Source organism: Hoeflea sp. TYP-13 (assembly GCF_040932035.1).
In the GTDB taxonomy this organism is placed as follows: Bacteria; Pseudomonadota; Alphaproteobacteria; order Rhizobiales; family Rhizobiaceae; genus Hoeflea_A.
Genome location: NZ_JBFRBB010000001.1, coordinates 76,528 through 96,256, shown reverse-complemented (window position 1 = coordinate 96,256; position 19,729 = coordinate 76,528). Strand labels below are relative to the sequence as shown.

Annotated in this window: 20 protein-coding genes and 1 pseudogene; 6 read left to right on the top strand and 15 right to left on the bottom strand. The window is 58.8% G+C overall.

The genetic code is table 11. The features are described from left to right. Nucleotides 1-44 precede the first annotated feature (44 nt). The 3 genes from ABVT35_RS00420 to ABVT35_RS00410 are packed head-to-tail and all read right to left on the bottom strand — an operon-like array spanning nucleotide 45 to nucleotide 1,872. Nucleotides 45-482 carry a DUF4345 domain-containing protein gene (locus ABVT35_RS00420; protein WP_368464065.1) on the bottom strand — a complete coding sequence of 146 codons (438 nt, stop codon included), beginning with the start codon at nucleotides 480-482 and terminating at the stop codon, nucleotides 45-47. 35 nt (nucleotides 483-517) lie between these two features. Next, entirely contained in the window at nucleotides 518-1,021 is a 504-nt protein-coding gene (locus tag ABVT35_RS00415; protein ID WP_368464063.1) for a DUF1772 domain-containing protein, read from the bottom strand. A gap of 23 nt (nucleotides 1,022-1,044) precedes the next feature. Further along, nucleotides 1,045-1,872 (bottom strand): NAD(P)H-binding protein, encoded by an 828-nt coding sequence (locus ABVT35_RS00410; RefSeq protein ID WP_368464062.1) that lies wholly within the window; start codon nucleotides 1,870-1,872, stop codon nucleotides 1,045-1,047. 138 nt (nucleotides 1,873-2,010) lie between these two features. Here ABVT35_RS00410 and ABVT35_RS00405 point away from each other — a divergent pair, with 138 nt between their 5' ends. After that, entirely contained in the window at nucleotides 2,011-3,000 is a 990-nt protein-coding gene (locus tag ABVT35_RS00405; protein ID WP_368464061.1) for an AraC family transcriptional regulator, read from the top strand. Nucleotides 3,001-3,093: 93 nt separating this feature from the next. On the opposite strand, the gene ABVT35_RS00400 is transcribed toward ABVT35_RS00405, so the two are convergent. Then, entirely contained in the window at nucleotides 3,094-3,405 is a 312-nt protein-coding gene (locus ABVT35_RS00400; protein WP_368464059.1) for a DUF1127 domain-containing protein, read from the bottom strand. Between the two features lie 33 nt (nucleotides 3,406-3,438). Continuing rightward, entirely contained in the window at nucleotides 3,439-3,834 is a 396-nt protein-coding gene (locus ABVT35_RS00395) for a VOC family protein (protein ID WP_368464057.1), read from the bottom strand. Between the two features lie 111 nt (nucleotides 3,835-3,945). Between ABVT35_RS00395 and soxR the strand changes: the two genes are divergently transcribed. From soxR to ABVT35_RS00380, 3 genes are all read left to right on the top strand, one after another. Further along, nucleotides 3,946-4,410, top strand: coding sequence for a redox-sensitive transcriptional activator SoxR (gene soxR / locus ABVT35_RS00390; RefSeq protein ID WP_368464055.1), 465 nt, complete (start codon nucleotides 3,946-3,948; stop codon nucleotides 4,408-4,410). A gap of 126 nt (nucleotides 4,411-4,536) precedes the next feature. Next, complete coding sequence (locus ABVT35_RS00385; RefSeq protein WP_368464053.1) at nucleotides 4,537-6,018, top strand: ATP-binding protein; 1,482 nt, start codon at nucleotides 4,537-4,539, stop codon at nucleotides 6,016-6,018. A gap of 112 nt (nucleotides 6,019-6,130) precedes the next feature. Beyond that, a complete protein-coding gene (locus ABVT35_RS00380) occupies nucleotides 6,131-7,399 on the top strand; it encodes an adenylate/guanylate cyclase domain-containing protein (RefSeq protein ID WP_368464051.1) in 1,269 nt (422 codons plus the stop codon). 38 nt (nucleotides 7,400-7,437) lie between these two features. Here the strand turns inward: ABVT35_RS00380 and ABVT35_RS00375 are convergent, their stop codons facing one another. After that, entirely contained in the window at nucleotides 7,438-9,345 is a 1,908-nt protein-coding gene (locus tag ABVT35_RS00375) for a methyl-accepting chemotaxis protein (protein WP_368464049.1), read from the bottom strand. A 252-nt stretch (nucleotides 9,346-9,597) separates the two neighbouring features. Further along, nucleotides 9,598-10,209 (bottom strand): LysE family translocator, encoded by a 612-nt coding sequence (locus ABVT35_RS00370; RefSeq protein ID WP_368464047.1) that lies wholly within the window; start codon nucleotides 10,207-10,209, stop codon nucleotides 9,598-9,600. Nucleotides 10,210-10,353: 144 nt separating this feature from the next. Between ABVT35_RS00370 and ABVT35_RS00365 the strand changes: the two genes are divergently transcribed. After that, entirely contained in the window at nucleotides 10,354-10,842 is a 489-nt protein-coding gene (locus ABVT35_RS00365) for a hypothetical protein (RefSeq protein WP_368464045.1), read from the top strand. Between the two features lie 128 nt (nucleotides 10,843-10,970). Here the strand turns inward: ABVT35_RS00365 and ABVT35_RS00360 are convergent, their stop codons facing one another. From ABVT35_RS00360 to ABVT35_RS00335, 6 genes and pseudogenes are all read right to left on the bottom strand, one after another. Beyond that, the gene (locus tag ABVT35_RS00360) at nucleotides 10,971-11,744 is read right to left on the bottom strand and encodes an ABC transporter ATP-binding protein (protein WP_368464043.1); all 774 of its coding nucleotides are present in this window, start codon (nucleotides 11,742-11,744) and stop codon (nucleotides 10,971-10,973) included. 1 nt (nucleotide 11,745) lies between these two features. Continuing rightward, nucleotides 11,746-11,805, bottom strand: a pseudogene (locus tag ABVT35_RS00355) (hypothetical protein); the annotation flags it as partial. Between the two features lie 3 nt (nucleotides 11,806-11,808). After that, entirely contained in the window at nucleotides 11,809-12,507 is a 699-nt protein-coding gene (locus tag ABVT35_RS00350) for an ABC transporter ATP-binding protein (RefSeq protein WP_368464041.1), read from the bottom strand. A gap of 12 nt (nucleotides 12,508-12,519) precedes the next feature. Then, nucleotides 12,520-13,659, bottom strand: coding sequence for a branched-chain amino acid ABC transporter permease (locus ABVT35_RS00345; protein ID WP_368464040.1), 1,140 nt, complete (start codon nucleotides 13,657-13,659; stop codon nucleotides 12,520-12,522). Between the two features lie 3 nt (nucleotides 13,660-13,662). Next, the gene (locus ABVT35_RS00340; RefSeq protein ID WP_368464038.1) at nucleotides 13,663-14,688 is read right to left on the bottom strand and encodes a branched-chain amino acid ABC transporter permease; all 1,026 of its coding nucleotides are present in this window, start codon (nucleotides 14,686-14,688) and stop codon (nucleotides 13,663-13,665) included. Nucleotides 14,689-14,779: 91 nt separating this feature from the next. Beyond that, the gene (locus tag ABVT35_RS00335; protein ID WP_368464036.1) at nucleotides 14,780-16,123 is read right to left on the bottom strand and encodes a substrate-binding protein; all 1,344 of its coding nucleotides are present in this window, start codon (nucleotides 16,121-16,123) and stop codon (nucleotides 14,780-14,782) included. A gap of 379 nt (nucleotides 16,124-16,502) precedes the next feature. Here ABVT35_RS00335 and hemA point away from each other — a divergent pair, with 379 nt between their 5' ends. Continuing rightward, complete coding sequence (gene hemA, locus ABVT35_RS00330) at nucleotides 16,503-17,780, top strand: 5-aminolevulinate synthase (RefSeq protein WP_368464034.1); 1,278 nt, start codon at nucleotides 16,503-16,505, stop codon at nucleotides 17,778-17,780. Between the two features lie 79 nt (nucleotides 17,781-17,859). On the opposite strand, the gene ABVT35_RS00325 is transcribed toward hemA, so the two are convergent. Continuing rightward, nucleotides 17,860-19,026 carry a pyridoxal phosphate-dependent aminotransferase gene (locus ABVT35_RS00325; protein ID WP_368464032.1) on the bottom strand — a complete coding sequence of 389 codons (1,167 nt, stop codon included), beginning with the start codon at nucleotides 19,024-19,026 and terminating at the stop codon, nucleotides 17,860-17,862. A 99-nt stretch (nucleotides 19,027-19,125) separates the two neighbouring features. Continuing rightward, nucleotides 19,126-19,539 carry a large conductance mechanosensitive channel protein MscL gene (gene mscL, locus ABVT35_RS00320; protein WP_368464030.1) on the bottom strand — a complete coding sequence of 138 codons (414 nt, stop codon included), beginning with the start codon at nucleotides 19,537-19,539 and terminating at the stop codon, nucleotides 19,126-19,128. Between the last annotated feature and the right edge of the window lie 190 nt (nucleotides 19,540-19,729).

Below are 19,729 nucleotides of genomic sequence, written 5' to 3'. Positions count from 1 at the left end.
CCAAGGCCGGCTGTTTAGCCGGCCACCAGCGCAATGCGATCGGCTTAATTGACCGGATCAAATGCGGCACTACCTGATGTCGAGCGCGCTGTGTTTTCGCGGTACCTCACCAGGGCAAAGACACACGCCAGGCCGATGACAATTTCAAGTGCGGCCGCCTGCACGAGGCTTTCTGCCGGAATTCCGTCCATTGCCATGCTCAACAGCCGTGACAGGCCGAAGGAAAGATACAGGAAGGCGGACATGACGACGGCAATAAGGGTCAATCTGGCTACGAACGCGCCCGACATGACAAATATCCCACTTGCCAGCATGGCAATTGCCGGCGCCTTCAGCTCATTCAGAAGGCTGACATTGCCGCCAAGTTCAATGCCGCTGGCTGCGTAAAAGGCCACCGGCAGAAATAGGATAGCCCCTCCGACCCCGGTCGCGACCAGGCCCGAGATCAGCAAAATTGTCTTAAGAACGATTGAGTTTTTCATGGTCTCAGATTTCCTTGACTATAGTGGTTCGGAGATCAAATCAGCGATGCCTGAACCATCGCGACACAGGCGGCGAGATAGCAGATGGCCGCCGCGACGCTGGCGGATGCGCGAACGTGGTTCCATGCCGTCCAATCCGGAAAATATGTGGAGGCCCAGTAGGACAGGCCTTCCTGTGACGTGCTTTTGCTGCCGGCCAGCCGATTGTTCATCGGAACATTGAAGACGACCGTCACGGCAAAAACGCCGACGAGATAAATGGCACCTCCCAGCATAACCAGGATGCGGATCAATCCGCCGAGGTTGAACAAGGCGTAACCGATCATCACCGGCGACAGCGCCGAAAGGCCGAGCAGAAGGACAATGAATACCGATTTTAAGACTTCACGGTTGATCACCTGCATGGCTTCAATTCCGGCGCCGGATTCGGCCCTGTTCAGCGATCTCATGATGAAATCCGAAAACGCCAGAAAGACGCCGCCGACAATGGCGCAGGCAATGGACGAGACCTGCAGAACAAGGAAAAACCAGACAGGCATGACATTAATCCTCCTCAAGGGCGTTAGGCGGCAAGGCTCCACACGCCGGACGCTGCACTTGCGCGGCAGAAGTCGGCAAAGTCCCGCGGCTCACGGCCAAGCGCCTTCTGAACACCGTCTGCGAGTGACTCGTTGCGGCCGTCGAAGACCTCGCTGCACAGATCGGTGAGCAGGTTTGCCAGTTCCGGACCAGCGGCCTCGGTCATGCCGGCACGAAACTGTTCCAGTGAGATCGGTGCATATTCGACCCTGCGCCCCGCGGCGGCCGAGATTTCGGAAACGGCTTCTTCAAATGTCAGAAGGCGCGGTCCGGTGACCTCGTAAAGCTGACCGGCGTGATGGTCTTCGGTAAGCGCGGCGACGGCAACATCGGCAATGTCGTCCGCATCGACAAACGGCTCGCGTACACTTCCGGCCGGCATCGCGACAACGCCGCCAAGCACGGGTTCAAGCAGGTGACCTTCATTGAAGTTCTGCGAGAACCAGCTTGCGCGAATGAGCGTGAAGTCAAGACCGCAACCGCGGACAATGTCCTCGCAATGCTCGGCATTGCGCTCGCCGCGCCCGGAAAGCAGGACCAGCCGCCTGACGCCGGCGTCTGCGGCGCGTGCGGTCAATTCTTCAATCGCTGCCGGCGCACCAGGTGCTGCAAGGTCCGGATAATAGGAAATATATACGGCTTCGGCACCACGAAGTGCCGCGGGCCATGTGGATGGGTTTTCCCAGTCGAAGGGTGGCTCGGAATGCCGCGAGCCTCCTCTGACGGCGTAACCACGGCCCTCAAGGCGCTGAACGATCCGGCGACCGATCTTTCCGGTGGAGCCAATCACGAGTATGGGGGATTTTTGCATGACGCACTCTCCTTTTTGATTTATGCCTTCTGAAAATGTGCACAAATTTCTGGATCAGCAATGATGGATCGTCCATGATTATTTGCCGTTCGTCCAAGTGACTGGACGCAGAAGCAATATTTGTGGCATTGTGCCTTCATGACAGCACCTCCGCGACAACCTCCGCCGCCAAATGATCCGATCGGTGAGACCCTCCATCTGCTGCGTCTTTCCGGCAGTCTCTACTGCCGCGCTGAACTGACGGCGCCATGGTGTGTTGATATGCCGCCGTTCGAGGGAATGATGATGTTTCACGTCGTCACCGCCGGGCGCTGCTGGCTTGAGATCGACGGCCATGAACCATTGCTGCTTACACAGGGCAGCATGACGCTTGTGCCACATGGCGCCGGACACCGGATCCGCAGCGGACCGGAAGCCGATGCAAGGCCGCTGTTCGATGTCCCGGTCGAGCAGGTCAGTGAGCGCTACGAAATCATGCGCTATGGCGGCGGCGGCGAATTTACCCATGCGACATGCGGCGTCATGCGCTTCGATCATGTGGCGGCCGAGCGTCTCATCGCGTCACTGCCAAGGGTGCTTCATGTCGACAGCTGGGATCATGACGAGGGCGGCTGGCTGCAAAGCACGCTGCGCTTTATTTCCCGCGAGGCCAGCATGCTGCGCCCGGGCGGAGAAACCGTCATTACCCGACTTGCAGATATTCTGGTGATCCAGGCGATCCGTTCCTGGCTAGATTCGGCACCGGAAGCCAAACAGGGCTGGCTGGCAGCCCTGCGCGACGAACAGGTCGGACGGGCGCTTGCTTCAATACACCGGGCTCCGCAGGAAGAATGGACCGTCGCTTCGCTGGCGCGCGAGGCGGGCATGTCCCGCTCGGCATTTTCGGCGCGCTTTACAGAACTCGTCGGCGAACCCGCCATGCGCTATCTGACCTGGTGGCGCATGCAGCTTGCCCGCACGCAGCTCCAGGAAACGTCGGAGCCTCTGACGGTTATTGCAAATCGTCTCGGCTATCAATCCGAGGCGGCTTTCTGCCGGGCTTTCAAACGGGTCTTCGGGGTTCCGCCGGGCAGTGTTCGCGGCACGGCACCCACCTATGAGGGACAGACGGGTCTCACGGCTGCCTGAATCACACTGACGCCGGAGCCGCGCTTCATAAAAACCGGCGACCGTTAGGGACGGCCGCCGGAAAGCCGGCAGGAATTTGCCTGCCGGGAGGACTCAACGATCGGTTTCCCGCGCGGAAGATGCCTGGGGCAGGCAACGAACGCTTCGCTGGCGCCGGCGTTTCACCGCGCACATCAATTCCCCGGAATGATCCGTCAACGGGCCGCCGCGCAAGGCCGAGCGCAGGTCGTCCCGCGTCACGCCGATATCGGCCAGTTGATGCTCATTGAGTTCACGGAGGCTCAACATGGCTCGTCGGTTCTTGCGGCGTATCAACAATGCCGCCGCACGCGACAGGACAGCGCTCCAACCGGCCACTTGGCCGCGTGTCGTCAGGGCTCCAAGGCCCGTGCGATAGGTTGTCACGGGATGTCTCCTTTCTTACTCGTGCGCCGCGCCTCAGGCGGGAACGGTCGCGTAGCTGACAACTTCGAATTCAATGCCGTCATCATCGTGGAAATAGAAGCGGCGACCGGGCTCATAGTCGGCGTGGGAGTGCGGCTCGAGGCCGGCCTCAGCCACCTTTTTCTCGGCGGCGTCGAGATCATCGACCACGATACCGATGTGGTTCAGGCCGCCGGTCGTGATGTAGCTGCTGGCGGGCGCGCTTGTGCGCTTGCCGGGGGTATAAAGCGCCAGGTAGCTGTCGTCCGAACCGACATGGACGGTCATGCCGCCATGGATCGCCTCGCCCTGCCAGCGGATGTGCCAGCCGAATAACTCGCACAGGCGATTTGCCGTTTTTACCGGATCGCTAACCGTGATATTCGCATGTTCCAGCGTTGCTTTCGTCATAACAAACTCCGTTCAATCTCGATGATCAACTCTTTGATATTGACATCGTAATCCCTCAAGTTAACTTGAGGTCAAGCAATATTTTTCGACACCTAAAACGAAAGTATTCCAATGCGTGCAGACAACAGATTGGCCATCGGTGAACTGGCGCGACGCACCGGACTTACGGTTTCAGCGATCCGCTACTACGAAGCAGAGGGCCTGCTTGCGGCAGAACGCAATTCCGGTGGGCAACGGCGGTTCTTCCGCTCCGACATAAGGCGGTTGTCCTTCGTCATGATTGCCCAGCGTTTCGGCTTTACGATCGAGCAGATCCGCAAGCAGCTGGAGGCTCTGCCTCAGGGGCGCACGCCGACAAAGGCCGACTGGACAAAGATTAGCCGCGGCTTTCGCAGCGAGCTGGACACACGCATCGACACCCTTGTGCGGCTGCGTGACAATCTTGACGGCTGCATCGGCTGCGGCTGCCTGTCGCTCAGGAAATGCACCCTCTACAACCCGGAAGACCGGGCCCGCTCACACGGCAGCGGACCGCGTTATCTGTTGGGTGACGATCCGCCAAACGTCGATGACTGACCACTACTCACAATTATGGCGCGGCAGATTATTGCACCCGGTCCGCCCGGTCTGCTAACACCTAGCTGACCGGATTCCCGGTTCGTTTCAACAAATCGACTTTCCACCCACGGACGCCACGCGCGCATGACCGTACAAATAGACCTCGGCACCCAGAAAACCGGTCTTCCGGCTGAAATGGACCTTGAAGAGCTGCTGGCAACGCGGCTTCTGGTGCAGGGCAATTCGGGTTCCGGTAAATCGCATCTTCTGCGCCGGCTGCTTGAGCAAAGCGCGCCCTGGGTCCAGCAGGCCGTCATCGACCCGGAGGGTGATTTTGTATCCCTGGCGGAAGAATACGGCCACGTGGTCGTCGATGCCAACGGCACCGAACGCGACCTCCAGATGATCGCCGCACGGGTGCGCCAGCACCGCGTCTCCGTCGTCTTCAACCTGGAAGGGCTTGATGCCGACAAGCAGATGAAAGCGGCGGGCGCGTTCCTGAACGGGCTTTTCGAGGTGGCACGGGAAATCTGGTATCCGATGCTGGTGATCGTCGACGAGGCACAGCTTTTCGCGCCGACCGCATCGGGGGAATTCACCGAGGAGGCGCGTCGCGCGTCGCTCGGCGCCATGACCAATCTGATGTGCCGCGGCCGCAAACGCGGTCTTGCCGGCATCATAGCGACGCAGCGCCTGGCAAAACTTGCAAAGAACGTTGCGGCCGAGGCCTCCAACTTTCTCATGGGCCGCACATTCCTCGATATCGACATGGCGCGCGCGTCAGATCTCCTCGGCATGGAGCGCCGGCAGGCCGAGACGTTCCGCAATCTCGACAGGGGCCAGTTCGTGGCGCTCGGCCCGGCCCTCAGCCGCAGGCCTTTGCAGGTCTCCATAGGGCCGGTCAAGACGCGCGGCATGGGCTCCAGTCCCAAGCTGATGCCGTTGCCGCAACAGCCGGCCGAAGAGGATGTGCAGGAGCTACTGTATGCCGTTGGCCCCGGCAACATGCCGCCGGTCGAGCGCGCCACCCCTCGCCCGGTCGATCCGACTGGTGTCATGAATCAGCTCGCAGCCGCGAAATCCGAACCCGCGCCACGCGAAGACCTGTTCATCGAGGACGGCCTGTCGCCGGACGAGCGCGAGGCGACTATTGCCGGCATTCTGGAAGAAATGATGGAGGACCCCGAGGCTGCCTATCAGGCCGTTGCCATCCTCTACCAGGATTTCCAGGTCCGCTGCCGCATCAAGAAAATCACCCGCCCGCCCGATCTGCAGGCTTTCCGTGAGCTTTTGCCCGTTGCAAGGGCCGGCGGCCTGACGCAGGAGGTGGGCGATGAAGAATGGTCACAGGCAACCCTGATGGCCTCACAGCTGCCGGACAATATGCGCGGCGTTTATCTGCTTCTGGCCCGTGCCGCCGCCCAGAAAGAGGCATGCCCCTCCAATATTGCGATCGCCACCGCTTACGGCACGCGATCGACCGGCCGCGCCCGCTGGCTTCTTGGCTATATGGAAGAAAACGGCTTTCTCGTGTGCTCGAGCGATTTGCGCGGCAACCGGGTCATTTCCCTGCCCGATCTCGGCTGGCAGACGGCGCCGGGCAACCCGGACACCGCCGATGCGTGACAGGGCCTCCTGACAGCCTTCTGTCAGGAGCAGTGTACCTTCCCTTGCAATCGTCCGGGTGGAGCACAATTTATAGTGTCCAACCCGCAGTTAGTGATCGAGGGCGACAAAAATGGCGGATAATCCCCTGATTTCAGAGATCGGCGAATGGCTGATCGATCAGGCTCTGGCCGAGCCTGACATCGTCGAGATGTTCGAAGCGGTCTGCCAGCAGCTTTACGCCGCCGGCGTTCCTCTGGCGCGTGCGCGCCTGACCTGGCCAACCCTGCATCCGCTGTTCCAGGCCGAAACCGTCCTGTGGCTGCGCGGCAAACCGCCGGAACTGGAGCAGTTCAGGCACCAGAACGAGCGCTCGGAAGACTTTCTGAAAAGCCCCATGCATTTCATGTTCGAGCACAATGTCAGTGTGCTGCGGCGCTATCTGGACGGTCCGAACAAACTCGTCGACTTTCCGATCCTGGAGGAGCTGATCGAACAGGGCATGACCGACTATCTGACGATCATGACCGCGTTCGACAGTGCCGACACGACAAAAGACAGCAAGGCGTTCGGATTGCTCGTTGCCTGGTCGTCCGACCGTCCGGGCGGCTTTTCCGATGACGACGTTGCAGCGTTGCAGAAAATCCAGCGTCGCATGGCCGTTGCCGGCAAGACTGCAATTCAGTCCCGGATTGCGGGCAACATTGTCGAGACCTATCTCGGGCGCCAGGCCGGCAGGCAGGTTCTCGATGGCGCGATCAAGCGCGGAGACGGCCAGGAAACACAGGCCGTTGTCTGGCTTTCGGACCTGCGCGATTCAACCGCTATGGCCGATACGATGGCGCCGGACGACTATTTCGACCTCCTCAACCACTATTATGAATGCACTGCAGGATCGGCAATCAAGCATGGCGGCGAGGTGCTTGATTTCATCGGCGATGCCGTGCTTGCGATCTTCCCGTACCAGACCGAAGCGGAATTTCCGGAAGCCGCCAAGGCCGCGACGATGGCGCTGAGGGAGTCCTTTTCCATGCGCGAGCAGGTCAATGACGAACGCACCAAAGACAACAAGGTTCCCATTCGCTTCGGGGTCGGTCTCAACACCGGCAAAGTCATGTTCGGCAATATCGGCGTCGCGGAGAGGCTGACCTTCTCGGTCATCGGACCTACGGTCAACGAGGTTTCCCGCATCGAGACGCTGACCAAGGCAGCCGAGGCGCACGCACTCGTCACCAGCAAGATCGCCGCCAATGAGCCGGGTGCCTGGGTTTCAACGGGCAAACACAGGCTGGTCGGCGTTTCGCAGGAAATCGAGCTCTTTGCCCCGAAAGCGCCGAAGCAGAATATCTCTGCCGACGCCCTGAAGACCAAGAAGGAAGAAGGCACCAGATGGGTGAACTAGCAATTTTCACCCACCTGGCCTGATTGGCTGCGTGATATTCAGCCCGCTGCAAGCAGCGGGTCGTCACCACCTTCGGCCGGCGCGGCCTTGGATGCCGATGCGCTGGTTTTGAATTCCCGCAACATCCTGTCAATGCTCGCAACTTCCTGTTTCAGCGTCTGGCTTGCAGCCGATGCCTCTTCCGCAACAGCAGCATTTTGCTGCGTACCACGGTCAATATTGTTGACGGATTTGTCGATTTCCTGAAGTCCAAGCGACTGTTCACCGGCCGCCCCGGAAATTGCCTCGACATGCTGGTTGATTTTGCCGACATCGGTGACGATGGTTTCAAGGGCATCGCCGGTATCGTTGACCAGAGCCGCACCGGCCTTCACATTTTCACCGGAGGTCTCAATCAGCGTCTTGATTTCGCTTGCGGCAGTGGCCGACCGCTGGGCAAGTTCCCGCACCTCGGTGGCAACCACGGCAAAACCCTGCCCGGCCTCGCCTGCACGCGCCGCCTCGACGCCGGCATTGAGCGCCAGCAGATTGGTCTGGAAAGAAATATCGTCGATGACATCGATAATATTCGTGATTTCCCCTGCCGAGGTTTCAATCTTGTTCATCGCGTCGATTGCCTTGCGAACCACGTTGCCGGATTTTTCAGCGTTGTCCTTTGCCGTTGCAACGAGACCGCTAGCCTCATTGGCCCTTTCGCTCGCGGATTTCATCGCCGAGGTGATTTCCTCAAGCGCCGCCGCCGTTTCCTCGACAGTCGCAGCCTGCTGCTCTGTACGGCCTGCGAGATTGTCGGCGGCAACGGTGATCTCGCCGGAGCTTGACAAAATGTGCGCCGACGCATCGCCAATACGGTCGATGATCATCGACAACTGCGTGAAGGTCTCGTTGAAATCCTCCTTCAGCTTTTGATAGTCCGGCGGGAAATCATCCGTAATGCGGTAGCTGAAGTCCTTTTGCGATACGGCGGCCATGGCCTGGCTGAAGCTTTCGGCAACCCGCTCGCGTTCGGCGGCAACTGCTGCATCGTGCCGTTTTTGCTCGGCCTCCTCCGCCTCTTTCTGCTGCCTTTGCTCGGCCTGCTCGGCTTCCAGTTCCACATTGCGGCCGGTGTTTTCCTTGAACACCTCAAGGGCCTTCGCCATATGGCCCAGCTCGTCATGGCGCTCCAGGCACGGGACATCCGTATCCAGCTCGCCATGGGCTATTTTACCCATGGCGCCCGTCATCTTCTTGATCGGCCTTGAAATCGCGCTTGCACCGGCAATGACAACCGCCAATATCGCAAGACCCGCAAGGAATATGCCGAGCAGGATGTTATCCTTCAGGCTCGACGCCGCAGCCAAGGCCTGGTCGACGTTTGAGTCTATTTCCAGCACGCCGCGCACATCGCCAAGTTGCCAGTCATTTTTAGGCGTTTGCGGATGGGCGTTGTGGCAGTCGACACAGGCCTGAACGGCCATTTTGTCTGCTATGGCAATCCGCATCACCGTCTTGCCGTCACGCACCTCCTGCCGTTTGAAGACCTGATCCGGGTTCTCATTCAGGAATGCCCAGGCGCTCTTCATGAAGTCGTCCATGACCCGCCCCTCCCGGTTGGGGAAGGGGTAGGCGCTGTAGAGCGCCATGGTGGTGTTTTCGGCGGACAGCAGGTTGCTCAGATCATGAATAAGCGTGGCCGGGAGCGGGATGGCATCCGGCTGGCCGGCATGATCGATCGCCGGCTTGAGGCCGCCTGTGGCCTTGGCCTTCTTGATGATGTTTTCCGTATAGTAGCCGCGAATGATCTTGAACTGCTTCGCGGTCTGCAGGCCGGCTTGCGTCGCTGCGTCAAGCGCGTTGCCTATTACGATGTTCGGAACAAGGAACCATGCAATTGCCAGGCAAAGCAAGATAACAATGGGAACCGGCAGCGCCAGCTTGAAGACGAGGGATTTTCTGATGGACATAATTCACCGCGCAAAGATCAGTCGTATCCGAAATCGGGCACGGGGCCGGAGCGAGTGAAGAACATTTTCCGCCGGTAATTCGGCCAGCATGCTGAATTTCTGGAATTAATAAACAGGCCAGGTCCGCGCCGGTAGCAGGCGCTGTGCATCATGCAAGTGGGCGTTTGAACACCCATACCAATATGATTTCAGGATACGACCATGCGGTTTAGGCTTCGTTAACCAACCTTTGGTTGCGCCGCCCGCGGCCAGTCAGGCATCTGACAATGCCAGCTTCAATCCCAAGGCGCCAAACGCGCCGGCAAAGCCGCGTTTCAACCAGCGCATGACTGCCGGCTTTGATATGACGTGGCGGCGCGTGGCGGCGGCAAATCCCCCGTAGCCAACGAAAACGACGAATGTCAAAGCCATGAATACGGTGGCCAACCCCAGCATAAAGATGGTGGGGCTGGTTGTGCCCACCGGCACGAACTGCGGCAGGAATGCCAGAAAGAACAGCGACAGTTTGGGGTTCAAAATGTTCAACAGAAGCCCGTTGCGGATGATCCTGAATGCGCTGACAGATGTCCGCTCGGCCGTGACCTGCAATGTGCCGCCGTCGCGCAGGATACCCCAGGCCATATAAAACAGATAAGCGACGCCAAGATATTTGACGACCTGAAAGGCAAGCGCGCTCGTATGGAGCAGGGCCGCAAGCCCGACGATGCTGGCTACGATATGCGGAACGATCCCGAGTGTGCAGCCAAGTGCGGCAAGCACACTGGCACGCCATCCCCTGGCAAGTCCGAATGCCAGCGTGTAGAGCACACCCGTCCCCGGAAGCAACACGACGATCGTCGCGGTCAGCAGATATTCGATCATCATAGGCGTTACTCCGGGTTGCAATCGACGCGATGAGATCAGAGATCGATTGTACTTTCAAGACACATTCACAGCTCCGAGTAACCGGAAGCTTGCCCTGCCTCTTGCGATATGCGTGAATTCAACCATCAACCGGGAGAACAGATCATGATGCGGATTTTAATCGGCGTGTTGCTGGTATTCGGGACATTGACCGCGGCTCACGCGGCAACGGCCGAGCGCGAGTACGAGGCGGTTATGCATGTGCGTTCGTCCCAGGCGATGCCGATCCTCGATGACAAATCCCATATTGTCGGCATTGCCGAATTCCGTGGCCTTGCAATATTTCCGGAAGGAGAGGTTGCGGTCCATCGCTATGATGGCTGGTTCGACCTGACAAACGGGACGGGCACTTTTCACGGCTATGCTCTATGGACGTTCGAGGACGGATCCGAGCTCAGGGCTCCCTATAGCGGCACGGCACGCAGCACCGGGCCGGACGGCATCGAGGTCGAAGCCCGGTTCGAAGAGCTGACCGGCACCGGGCGTTTCGAAGGCGCGACCGGTTCCGGCGGATTTTCCGGGCGCCGGCTCGATGCGATCGACAAGGGCGGCAGCACCTATCTGAAGGGGAAGCTGTCCATTACGCTGCCGTAGAAGACAACGCAGAGCGGCAACAAGCTGAATTTCTTCTGCTATTTGTGAAGAACAAAAAAACCGGCAGCCAGGAAATCCTTCTGGCTGCCAGGTATCGCTTGTGAAAACAGTGTTGAGATGGTGTCCGGCTATATAGCCAGATATTCGTTGCGCAGGTCTTCGTCGTCGAGGACATCCTTGGCCAGCCCGGAATAGACGACTTCACCCATGTCGACGATGACGGCCTTGTCGGCGAGCTTGAGCGCGGCAACGGCATTCTGCTCGACGATGATCGTCGTAATACCGATCTCCTTGATCTGGCGGACGATCTTCTCGATCTCCTGCACGATGACCGGCGCCAGCCCTTCATAGGGCTCGTCCAGAAGCAGGAGCTTGACGTCCCGGGCCAGTGCGCGTGCGACCGCCAGCATCTGCTGCTCGCCGCCCGACAGGGTCGTGCCGATCTGCGTGCGCCTTTCGGCAAGGCGCGGAAAATGCTCGTAGATACGCTCCAGCTCCCAGCCGAGCGGCTCCTCGACCTGGGACAGGATCAGATTTTCCTCGACCGTCAGTCCGCCGATGATACGGCGGTCCTCCGGGACAAGCTGGATGCCCATCTGAGCCGCCTGGTAGGATTTCTTGTCATGCAGGCTTTCGCCGCCGAGATAGATTTCGCCCTTTTTGAGCTCCGGATCATCCACCCTTGCGATGGTGCGCAGGGTCGATGTCTTGCCGGCGCCGTTGCGCCCAAGAAGCGCCAAGATCTCGCCCTCCTTGAGGTCGAGTGAAATACCCTGGACGATGTAGGATTCGCCGTAATAGGCATGGATGTCGCGAACGCTGAAAAAGGAATCGCGTGGGTTTGGAAGGGCATCATCGAGTCCGGCAACCTCAAGATGGGTTGCTTCCGTTTTGGTCAACATGTCAGTGCGCTCCACCAAGATAAGCTTCCTGTACTTTCGGGTTCCCTTTAATCTCGTCCGGCGTTCACGATGCGATGATCTGGCCCTGTGCCAGAACCGAAATCTTGTCGGCCAGCGAAAACACCACGTGCATATCATGCTCGATGATAACCTTAGTCATACCACGCTGTTTAATGGTCTTCAAAAGGTCAACCGTCCGATTGGTATCATGGCGCGACATGCCGGCCGTCGGTTCGTCCAGCAGAAGCAGTTTCGGATTCTGAATAAGGCACATGGCCAGCTCCAGCCGGCGCTTGTCGCCGCGCGAGAGAGAAGCCGCCTCGCGGTCCTTCATGACAGCGAGACCAACATCGGCCAGGGTTTTTTCTGCCTGTTTGCGAATGGCTGATTCGTGCCGCAGCTTCGAAAACGGCCGGAGGCTGAACGAGCCGTCGCGGCTGGCAAAGGCCGGGATCATCACATTGTCGAGCAAGGTGAGATCGGAGAAGATCTCCGGGGTTTGAAAAACCCGCGACACGCCGAGCTGATTAATCTCGTCCGGTGTGTGATTGTCGAGCACCTCGCCATTGAAAACCACGTGGCCGCTGTCCGGCTTGATACGTCCGACACAGACATTGAGCAATGTCGACTTGCCGGCACCGTTGGGGCCGATAATGGCGTGGGTGGTGCCTTCCTCGACGTTGAGATCGACGTCGCTGAGGGCCTTGAGGCCGCCGAAACTCTTGTGGACATCGGCCACATGAAGAACGCTGTTGGCTACCATGACCATATCCTCCTATTCCGCCGGCTGTATGGCCGAGGCCGTTTCGGGTTTGCCGCCCCCGCCGCCGGAGAAGCGCCGTACCAGACGGCGCCATCCCTCCATCAGGCCGCCGGGCAGGAATATGACGATCAGCATGAACAACACGCCCAGCGTCAGGTGCCAGCCTTCGCCGACAAACAGGCTGGCAACATCGACCGCAACGGCCTGCAGGCCTTCCGGCAGGAACGAGAAGAAATGTTCCAGGGTCGCCTCGTTGAAGGACGAGAAGATGTTTTCGAGATATTTGATCAGCCAGGCACCGAGCATCGGTCCGATCAGGGTGCCGACGCCGCCCAGAATGGTCATCAGCACGACCTCGCCGGATGCGGTCCACTGCATGCGCTCGGCGCCGGCAAGCGGGTCGGTCACGGCCAGCAGCGAACCGGCCAGCCCGGCGAACATGCCGGAAATCACGAAGGCGGCCAGCGTGTAGGGTCGGGTGTCGAAACCGGTATAACCCATGCGGTTCTGGTTGGACTTGATACCGCGCAGCATCAGGCCGAAGGGCGAGTTGAAGATGCGCCTTGTGATGAAGAAACAAACGATCAGCACTATGGCGCAGAAATAGAACCCGGGATAGCCGCTCATATCGAGGCCGAACAGGTTGGTCTCGGGCAGGCCGGCACCGGGCTGGGAGAACGCGTTGTCGATAATGCGCGGGTCCTGCAGCGTCAGCTGCAGACCGGTTTCGCCATTGGTGATCGGCGTCAGCACCGAATAGGCAAGATTGTAGGACATCTGCGCAAAGGCCAGCGTCAGGATCGAGAAGTAAATACCCGAACGGCGCAGGCTGACATAGCCGATCGCCAGCGCGAAAATCCCGGCAAAGGCAACGCCGAAGAATATGGCCGGCAGCACATTCATGGTGAACAGCTTGAACGACCAGACGGCCGCATAAGAGCCGACGCCCAGGAAGGCGGCATGACCGAAAGAGAGGTAACCGGTCAGGCCGAACAGGATGTTGAAGCCCATGGCGAAAATCGCAAATATCGCAAATTTCTGCAGCAGGTCGGGATAGTTGGCTCCGAACGGCGTCAGCCAGATCGGCATCAGCAGGATGACGAGTGTGAAGGCGGCAAGCGCGAACGGTTCTCTGTTGAGCATCTCTTTCATGGTCTAGTCCTCCATCACGCCTTCGCGGCCAAGAAGTCCGCGCGGCATTGTCAGCAGAATCACGACCGCCACCAGATAGATGATGATCTGGTTTATGCCGGGGAAGATCGTCATGACCGCATTCATCGAGGCGAAGGACTGCAGAACGCCGAGCAGGAAGCCAGCCAGCACCGCGCCTGGCAGCGATCCCATGCCGCCGACAACGACGACGACAAAGGACAGCACGAGGAAGTCCATACCCATGTGATAGTCGGGCGGAAGAATCGGTGTGTACATGACGCCCGCTAGCCCGGCGACAACGGCCGCTATACCGAAGACAACGGTGAAGCGCTTCTGGATGTTGATGCCAAGCAGGCCAACCGTCTCGCTGTCGCGCATGCCGGCGCGCACCACCATGCCGTAGGTGGTGAATTGCAGGAAGGCAAAGACGGCGGCAATGACGGCGGCGGAGAAGCCGAAGTAAACAAGGCGCCACCACGGATAGACAAGCCCGTCACCCAATCCCAACCAGGCGCCGATGTCGGCGCTGCCGGCAACGACTTCCGGAGCCGGCTGCGGAATCGGGTTGGCGCCGAAGTAATGCTTGATGATCTCCTGCAGCACAATCGCCAGTCCGAAGGTGACCAGGATCTGATCGGCGTGGGGACGCTTGTAAAAATGCTTGATCAGGCCGCGTTCCATCACAATGCCTATCAGCAGCATGACGGGAATTGCGACCAGAATGGAAACAGGCACGGAATAATCGAGAAGAAACGTGCCAAAATCGCCGAACCAGTTTTCGATATAGGGGGTGCGGATTTCAGTCGCAGTACCCCAGGCCGTCTTTTTGGTTTCGTCGAGGACAACTTGCTCGAGGTTGAGCAGCTTGTTGAAGGTAACAGCGCAAAACGCTCCGAGCATGAACAGCGCGCCGTGCGCAAAGTTCACTACGCCCAGCGTTCCGAATACCAGCGTCAGTCCGAGAGCGATCAGCGCATAGGCGCCGCCCTTGTCGAGACCGTTCAGCAATTGAAGAAGAATAGCATCCATAGTGTTGTTCCCCGGACAACCTGTCGCTTGGCCGACCGGCCGATAAAACGGCCGATCGGTGTGTTTGAGATTGAAGCCGCCTCAGGCGGTGTCAGCAGGCTTTTGCGTCTGCCGGGCCGAGGTCGCCACCGAAGATCGTGGGATCGTACGTGACCTGTTCACGCGGCACGATCTTGACGACTTCCAGAAGGTCGAACTGCGACTCCGGATTTTCGTTGCCCTTCACCACAAGCACTTCCTTGAAGCACTGATGGTCGGCAGCCCGATACAGGGTTGAGCCGTTGCCCATGCCGTCGAACTCGAAGCCTTCGAGCGCCTTGATGACTTCCGGCGGATAGAAGGTTCCGGCCCGCTCGCAGGCGTCGGCATAAAGCAGCGCCTGCACGTAGCAGGTCTGTGCAGCCTGGGACGGCGGGAAGCCGTATTCCTGGCCGAACGACTTGACGAATGCCGTCGAGCCCTCGTCCTGCAGCGACCAGTTCCAGTTGGTGGTTCCAAGGATGCCCTTGATGTTCTCGCCGGCGCCCTGTGCCATCAGACGTGAGAACAGCGGCACAACGATCTGGAAGTCCTTGCCGTTGACCTGCTTTTCGCGCATGCCGAACTGAACAGCCTGGGTCAGCGAGTTGACCATATCCTTGCCGTAGTGGTTGAGGATCAGAACATCGGCGCCGGAATTGAGAACCGGGGTCAGATACTGCGAGAAGTCACCAGCACCGAGTGGTGTGCGCACGGCGTTGGCGGTCTGCCAGCCGAGGCCTTCTGTTGCATCCTTGATCGACTCTTCCTGGGTCCAGCCCCAGTTGTAGTCGGCGGTCAGATGATAGGCGGTGCGGTCCTTGCCGAGTTCATCGGCGAGAATCGGTCCGAGCGCGAGACCCGACTGGTAGGCATTGAAGAAGTGGCGGAAGCCATAGCGCTTCTTGTCCTTGCCGGTGGTGTCGTTCGAGTGGGTCAGACCCGCCATGAAGATGACACCCATTTCCTGACACAGGCCCTGCACCGCCACGGCAACACCAGAGGACGAGCCGCCGGTAATCATGATGGCGCCGTCCTTTTCAATCATCCGCTTGGCGGATGCGCGGGCGGCATCGGATTTGGTCTGCGTGTCACCGGTGACGAATTCCACCTTTTTGCCCAAAATACCGTTGCCCTTGAGCGCCTTGGACGAGAATGTGTTGAGCAGGCCGCCGTCGCCTTCACCGTTGAGGTGCTTTGTCGCCAGCTGGTAGGCGCGCAGTTCATCGGCGCCTTCGTCGGCGTAAGGACCCGACTGCGGCACGTTGAAGCCGAGCGTCACGCTGCCGCCCGTCGGCATGTTGCAGAAGTCTTCCGCATAGGCGCCGCGGACGAAGCTCATCGGCGCTGCAAGCGCAACACCCGATGCCGCACCCGCCTTCAGCAAGCCACGACGTGTCATGGTTAGTCTGGACATTGAATTCCTCCCGAATGTCGCTGATCGAGTGTCCCGCTTCCTCTTGAACGGAACGGGCCAAATGCTAGCCGCACACAGGATCGGCGCAATAATCCATTCGGATATAAGACTTTGGTTTATTAGACTTTTGTTCTAGATGTATCGGGCACCCGCCGGATTGGCATGCGGGCCGGAATGCGAAAAAATCCAAACAAAATGGCGTGATGGCTTGATGGTTATCAAGGCTGCGGCATAATTTCCTGTTTAGAGTTCATCTAAAGTCTGATAGGACGGTGGCCGTGCCTGCTGAATAATCAGACCGAACCATAGGCAGGGGTCAGCAATCCGCATTTCACTGCTTCATTCGAGTGCGGAAATTGCGAGTTGGAGTTTGAATTCAATGGATTATCGCAGCATTTTTCAGGAAGCAGTCGACCAGCTGCATGCCGAAAAACGCTATCGCGTCTTCGCCAATCTGGAACGTATAGTAGGCAAGTTTCCACGCGCTATCCACCGCTCGGGCGGGGCCGCGCGCGAGGTCACAGTGTGGTGCTCCAACGACTATCTCGGTATGGGGCAGAACGACAATGTGATTTCCTCGCTATGCGATGCTGCCAGCAAAATGGGTTCCGGCGCGGGCGGCACACGCAATATTTCAGGCACAAACCATCCACTGGTGGAGCTTGAACTTGAGCTTGCCGATCTGCACGGCAAGGAAGCAGCGCTTGTCTTTACGTCCGGCTTTATTTCCAACGAAGCCTCGATCTCGACGATCGCACGCCTGCTTCCCAACTGCCTGATCCTTTCAGACGAACTCAACCACTCGTCGATGATCGAGGGCGTCAAACGCTCGGGCAGTGAAAAGAAAATTTTCCGACACAATGATCTGGAGCACCTCGAAGAGCTTCTGCGCGCGGCCGATCCGCAACGCGCCAAACTGATCGTATTCGAATCGGTCTATTCCATGGACGGTGATATCGCCCCCATCGAGGCCATCGCCGATCTTGCCGACAAATACGGTGCGATGACCTATATCGACGAAGTCCATGCCGTCGGCATGTACGGCTCGCGCGGCGGCGGCATCACGGACCGCGACGGACTGGCTGACCGGATCGACATCATCGAAGGAACGCTGGCGAAAGCCTTTGGCGCGCTCGGCGGCTACATTACCGGGCCGCGTGCCGTCATAGATGCGGTGCGCTCCTATGCGCCCGGCTTTATCTTTACCACGGCACTGCCCCCGGCGATTGCCGCGGCTGCGACCACGTCGATCCGCCACCTGAAAGAATCCCAGGAAGAACGCAAGGCCCATCAGCGCCAGGCGCAGGCCACCAAAAAAGCGCTTTCCGAGGCCGGCCTGCCGGTGATGCCATCGGAAACGCACATCGTGCCGCTGCATGTCGGTGATCCGGAACTCTGCAAGAAGGCATCGGACCGGCTGCTTGACGTTCACGGTATCTACATCCAGCCGATCAACTATCCGACCGTGCCGCGCGGCACCGAGCGGCTGCGCATTACGCCGAGCCCGTTCCATGACGATCAGCTGATTGGCGAACTGTGCGAAGCGGTCAAGGAAGTCTGGTATACGCTGGGCATTCCGTTTGCCGCCGGCAGCAATGAGGGGCCTGTAGGATCAGATCGCATCGTCAAGCTGACGGTTCCCAAATCGGGCGGCTGAGGCGGTTCAATTCCTGACATTCAAAGGGCGGTCGCACGATCGCCCTTTTGTTATGAAGCCTGCTCCTTAAGCGGCACCGTCAGATCCCGGAAATAAACCTTGCAAGGCGCTCGGCGGCCGTCTGCACATGGTCGAGGCGGCGCAGGAAGCAAGCGCGCAGAAACGCCTCACCGCCGGGCCCGAAACCGGAGCCGGGCGCCAGACCGACATCGGCCTCGTCGACGATGCGGTATGCCGCCTTGCCTGTATCTTCCATGCCGTCGATAGAGAAAAATGCGTAAAACGAGCCTTCAGGCTTCAGCAACCGAACGCGATTGGTTGCCATCAGCGCATCGCAAAGTACGTCGCGGCCATGCCTTGCTCGTTCTTTCTGCTCCTCGACGTAAGCATCGCCTTCATTCAGCGCCACCACGCAACCCCTCTGCAGGAACTGCGGCACACCGGAAGTCGAATACTGAATGAGGTTTTCGAACACCTGTCCGAGTTCGGCCGGCGCCTTGATCCAGCCGACGCGCCAACCGGTCATCGACCAGTTCTTTGAAAACGAATTGACGAACAGGATCCTGTCCCGCTCCTCCATCACATCCAGAAATGACGGTGCGCGGTGGCCGGCATAGTAAAAGCGCGAATAAATCTCGTCGGCCATGATCCAGATGCCGGCTTTTCGCGCCAGGTCGAGGATTGCCTGCAATTCTGCCTCGCTTGCAGTCCAGCCGGTCGGGTTGGATGGCGTGTTGATAAACAATGCCCTGGTCTTCGGGCCGATCGCGCCGGCGAGCCGCTCCAGATCGAGCGTCCAGCCGTTATCCGTGTAGTCGAGCGCCACCGGGACAGCCTGGGCGCTCGATATTTCCAGGGCTGCGGCAATGTTCGGCCAGGATGGCGAAAGATACACCACCTCGTCACCGGCACCGCAGATCGCCTCGATGGAGAGCTTGATTGCCTGCATTCCCGATCCGGTGACAAAAAAGGTCTCCGGATCGTGGGAGCCGCCGAAATGCCGCCCGTAATAGTCGGCCAGTGCCTGCCGCAACGGCGGAATTCCGCGCTGCCAGGTGTAGAATGTCTCACCATCGCGTAGGGATTTGACCGTGGCATCGCTGATAAAAGACGGGGTTGGAAGATCCCCCTCGCCCACCCAGAGCGGTATGACGTCGCCCCGCAGCCGCGCATGGTTGACGACGGCGACAATGCTGCTTTCCGGCACATTGCGCGCCTGCGGGCTCAAATCATCCAATAACGTCATCTGCAACCTCCCGACCTGAAGGTTGCGATACTCCCAATGGCGGGAAAAATCACGCCATAATCATTTATGGTCCCATCGATACCGCTGATGAGTGGGATTTCATTTTTTCAGGAGATCGCGGATTTCCGTCAGCAATTGCACATCCGCAGGCGGGGCGGCCGGCGCTGCGGGCTTTTCTTCTTCCTTGCGGCGCAGATTGTTGACACCCTTGACCATCAGGAAAATGATCCACGCAAGGATCAGGAAATTGATCGCCACCGTTATGAAATTGCCGTAGGCGAAAACGGCGCCCTGTTCGCGCGCTGCTTCAAGAGTGGTGGCAGTTACGGCTCCACTTAGCGGAATGAAATAGTCGGAAAAATCAAAACCGCCGAAAATCGCGCCCACAATCGGCATGATGATGTCGCCGGTCAGCGATTTGACGATCAATCCGAATGCGCCGCCAATAATAACCCCGACGGCAAGGTCCATTACATTGCCTTTTGCTATGAACTCCTTGAATTCCTTGAGCATGAGCAGTCCCCTCTCTTTATTTCCGGCATTATTACTTCAATCTGCAAACACACTAGGGCGAGTTTGGCAGAAATGGAACAACGGAACCGGAACGGTGAAACCTGCCTGTGGATGAGCTATTTGGGCAGAAAGTCAGACACTTAAGGACCTGCATACCACTTTGTCCTCATTTGCGTGTGCCGCCATAGCG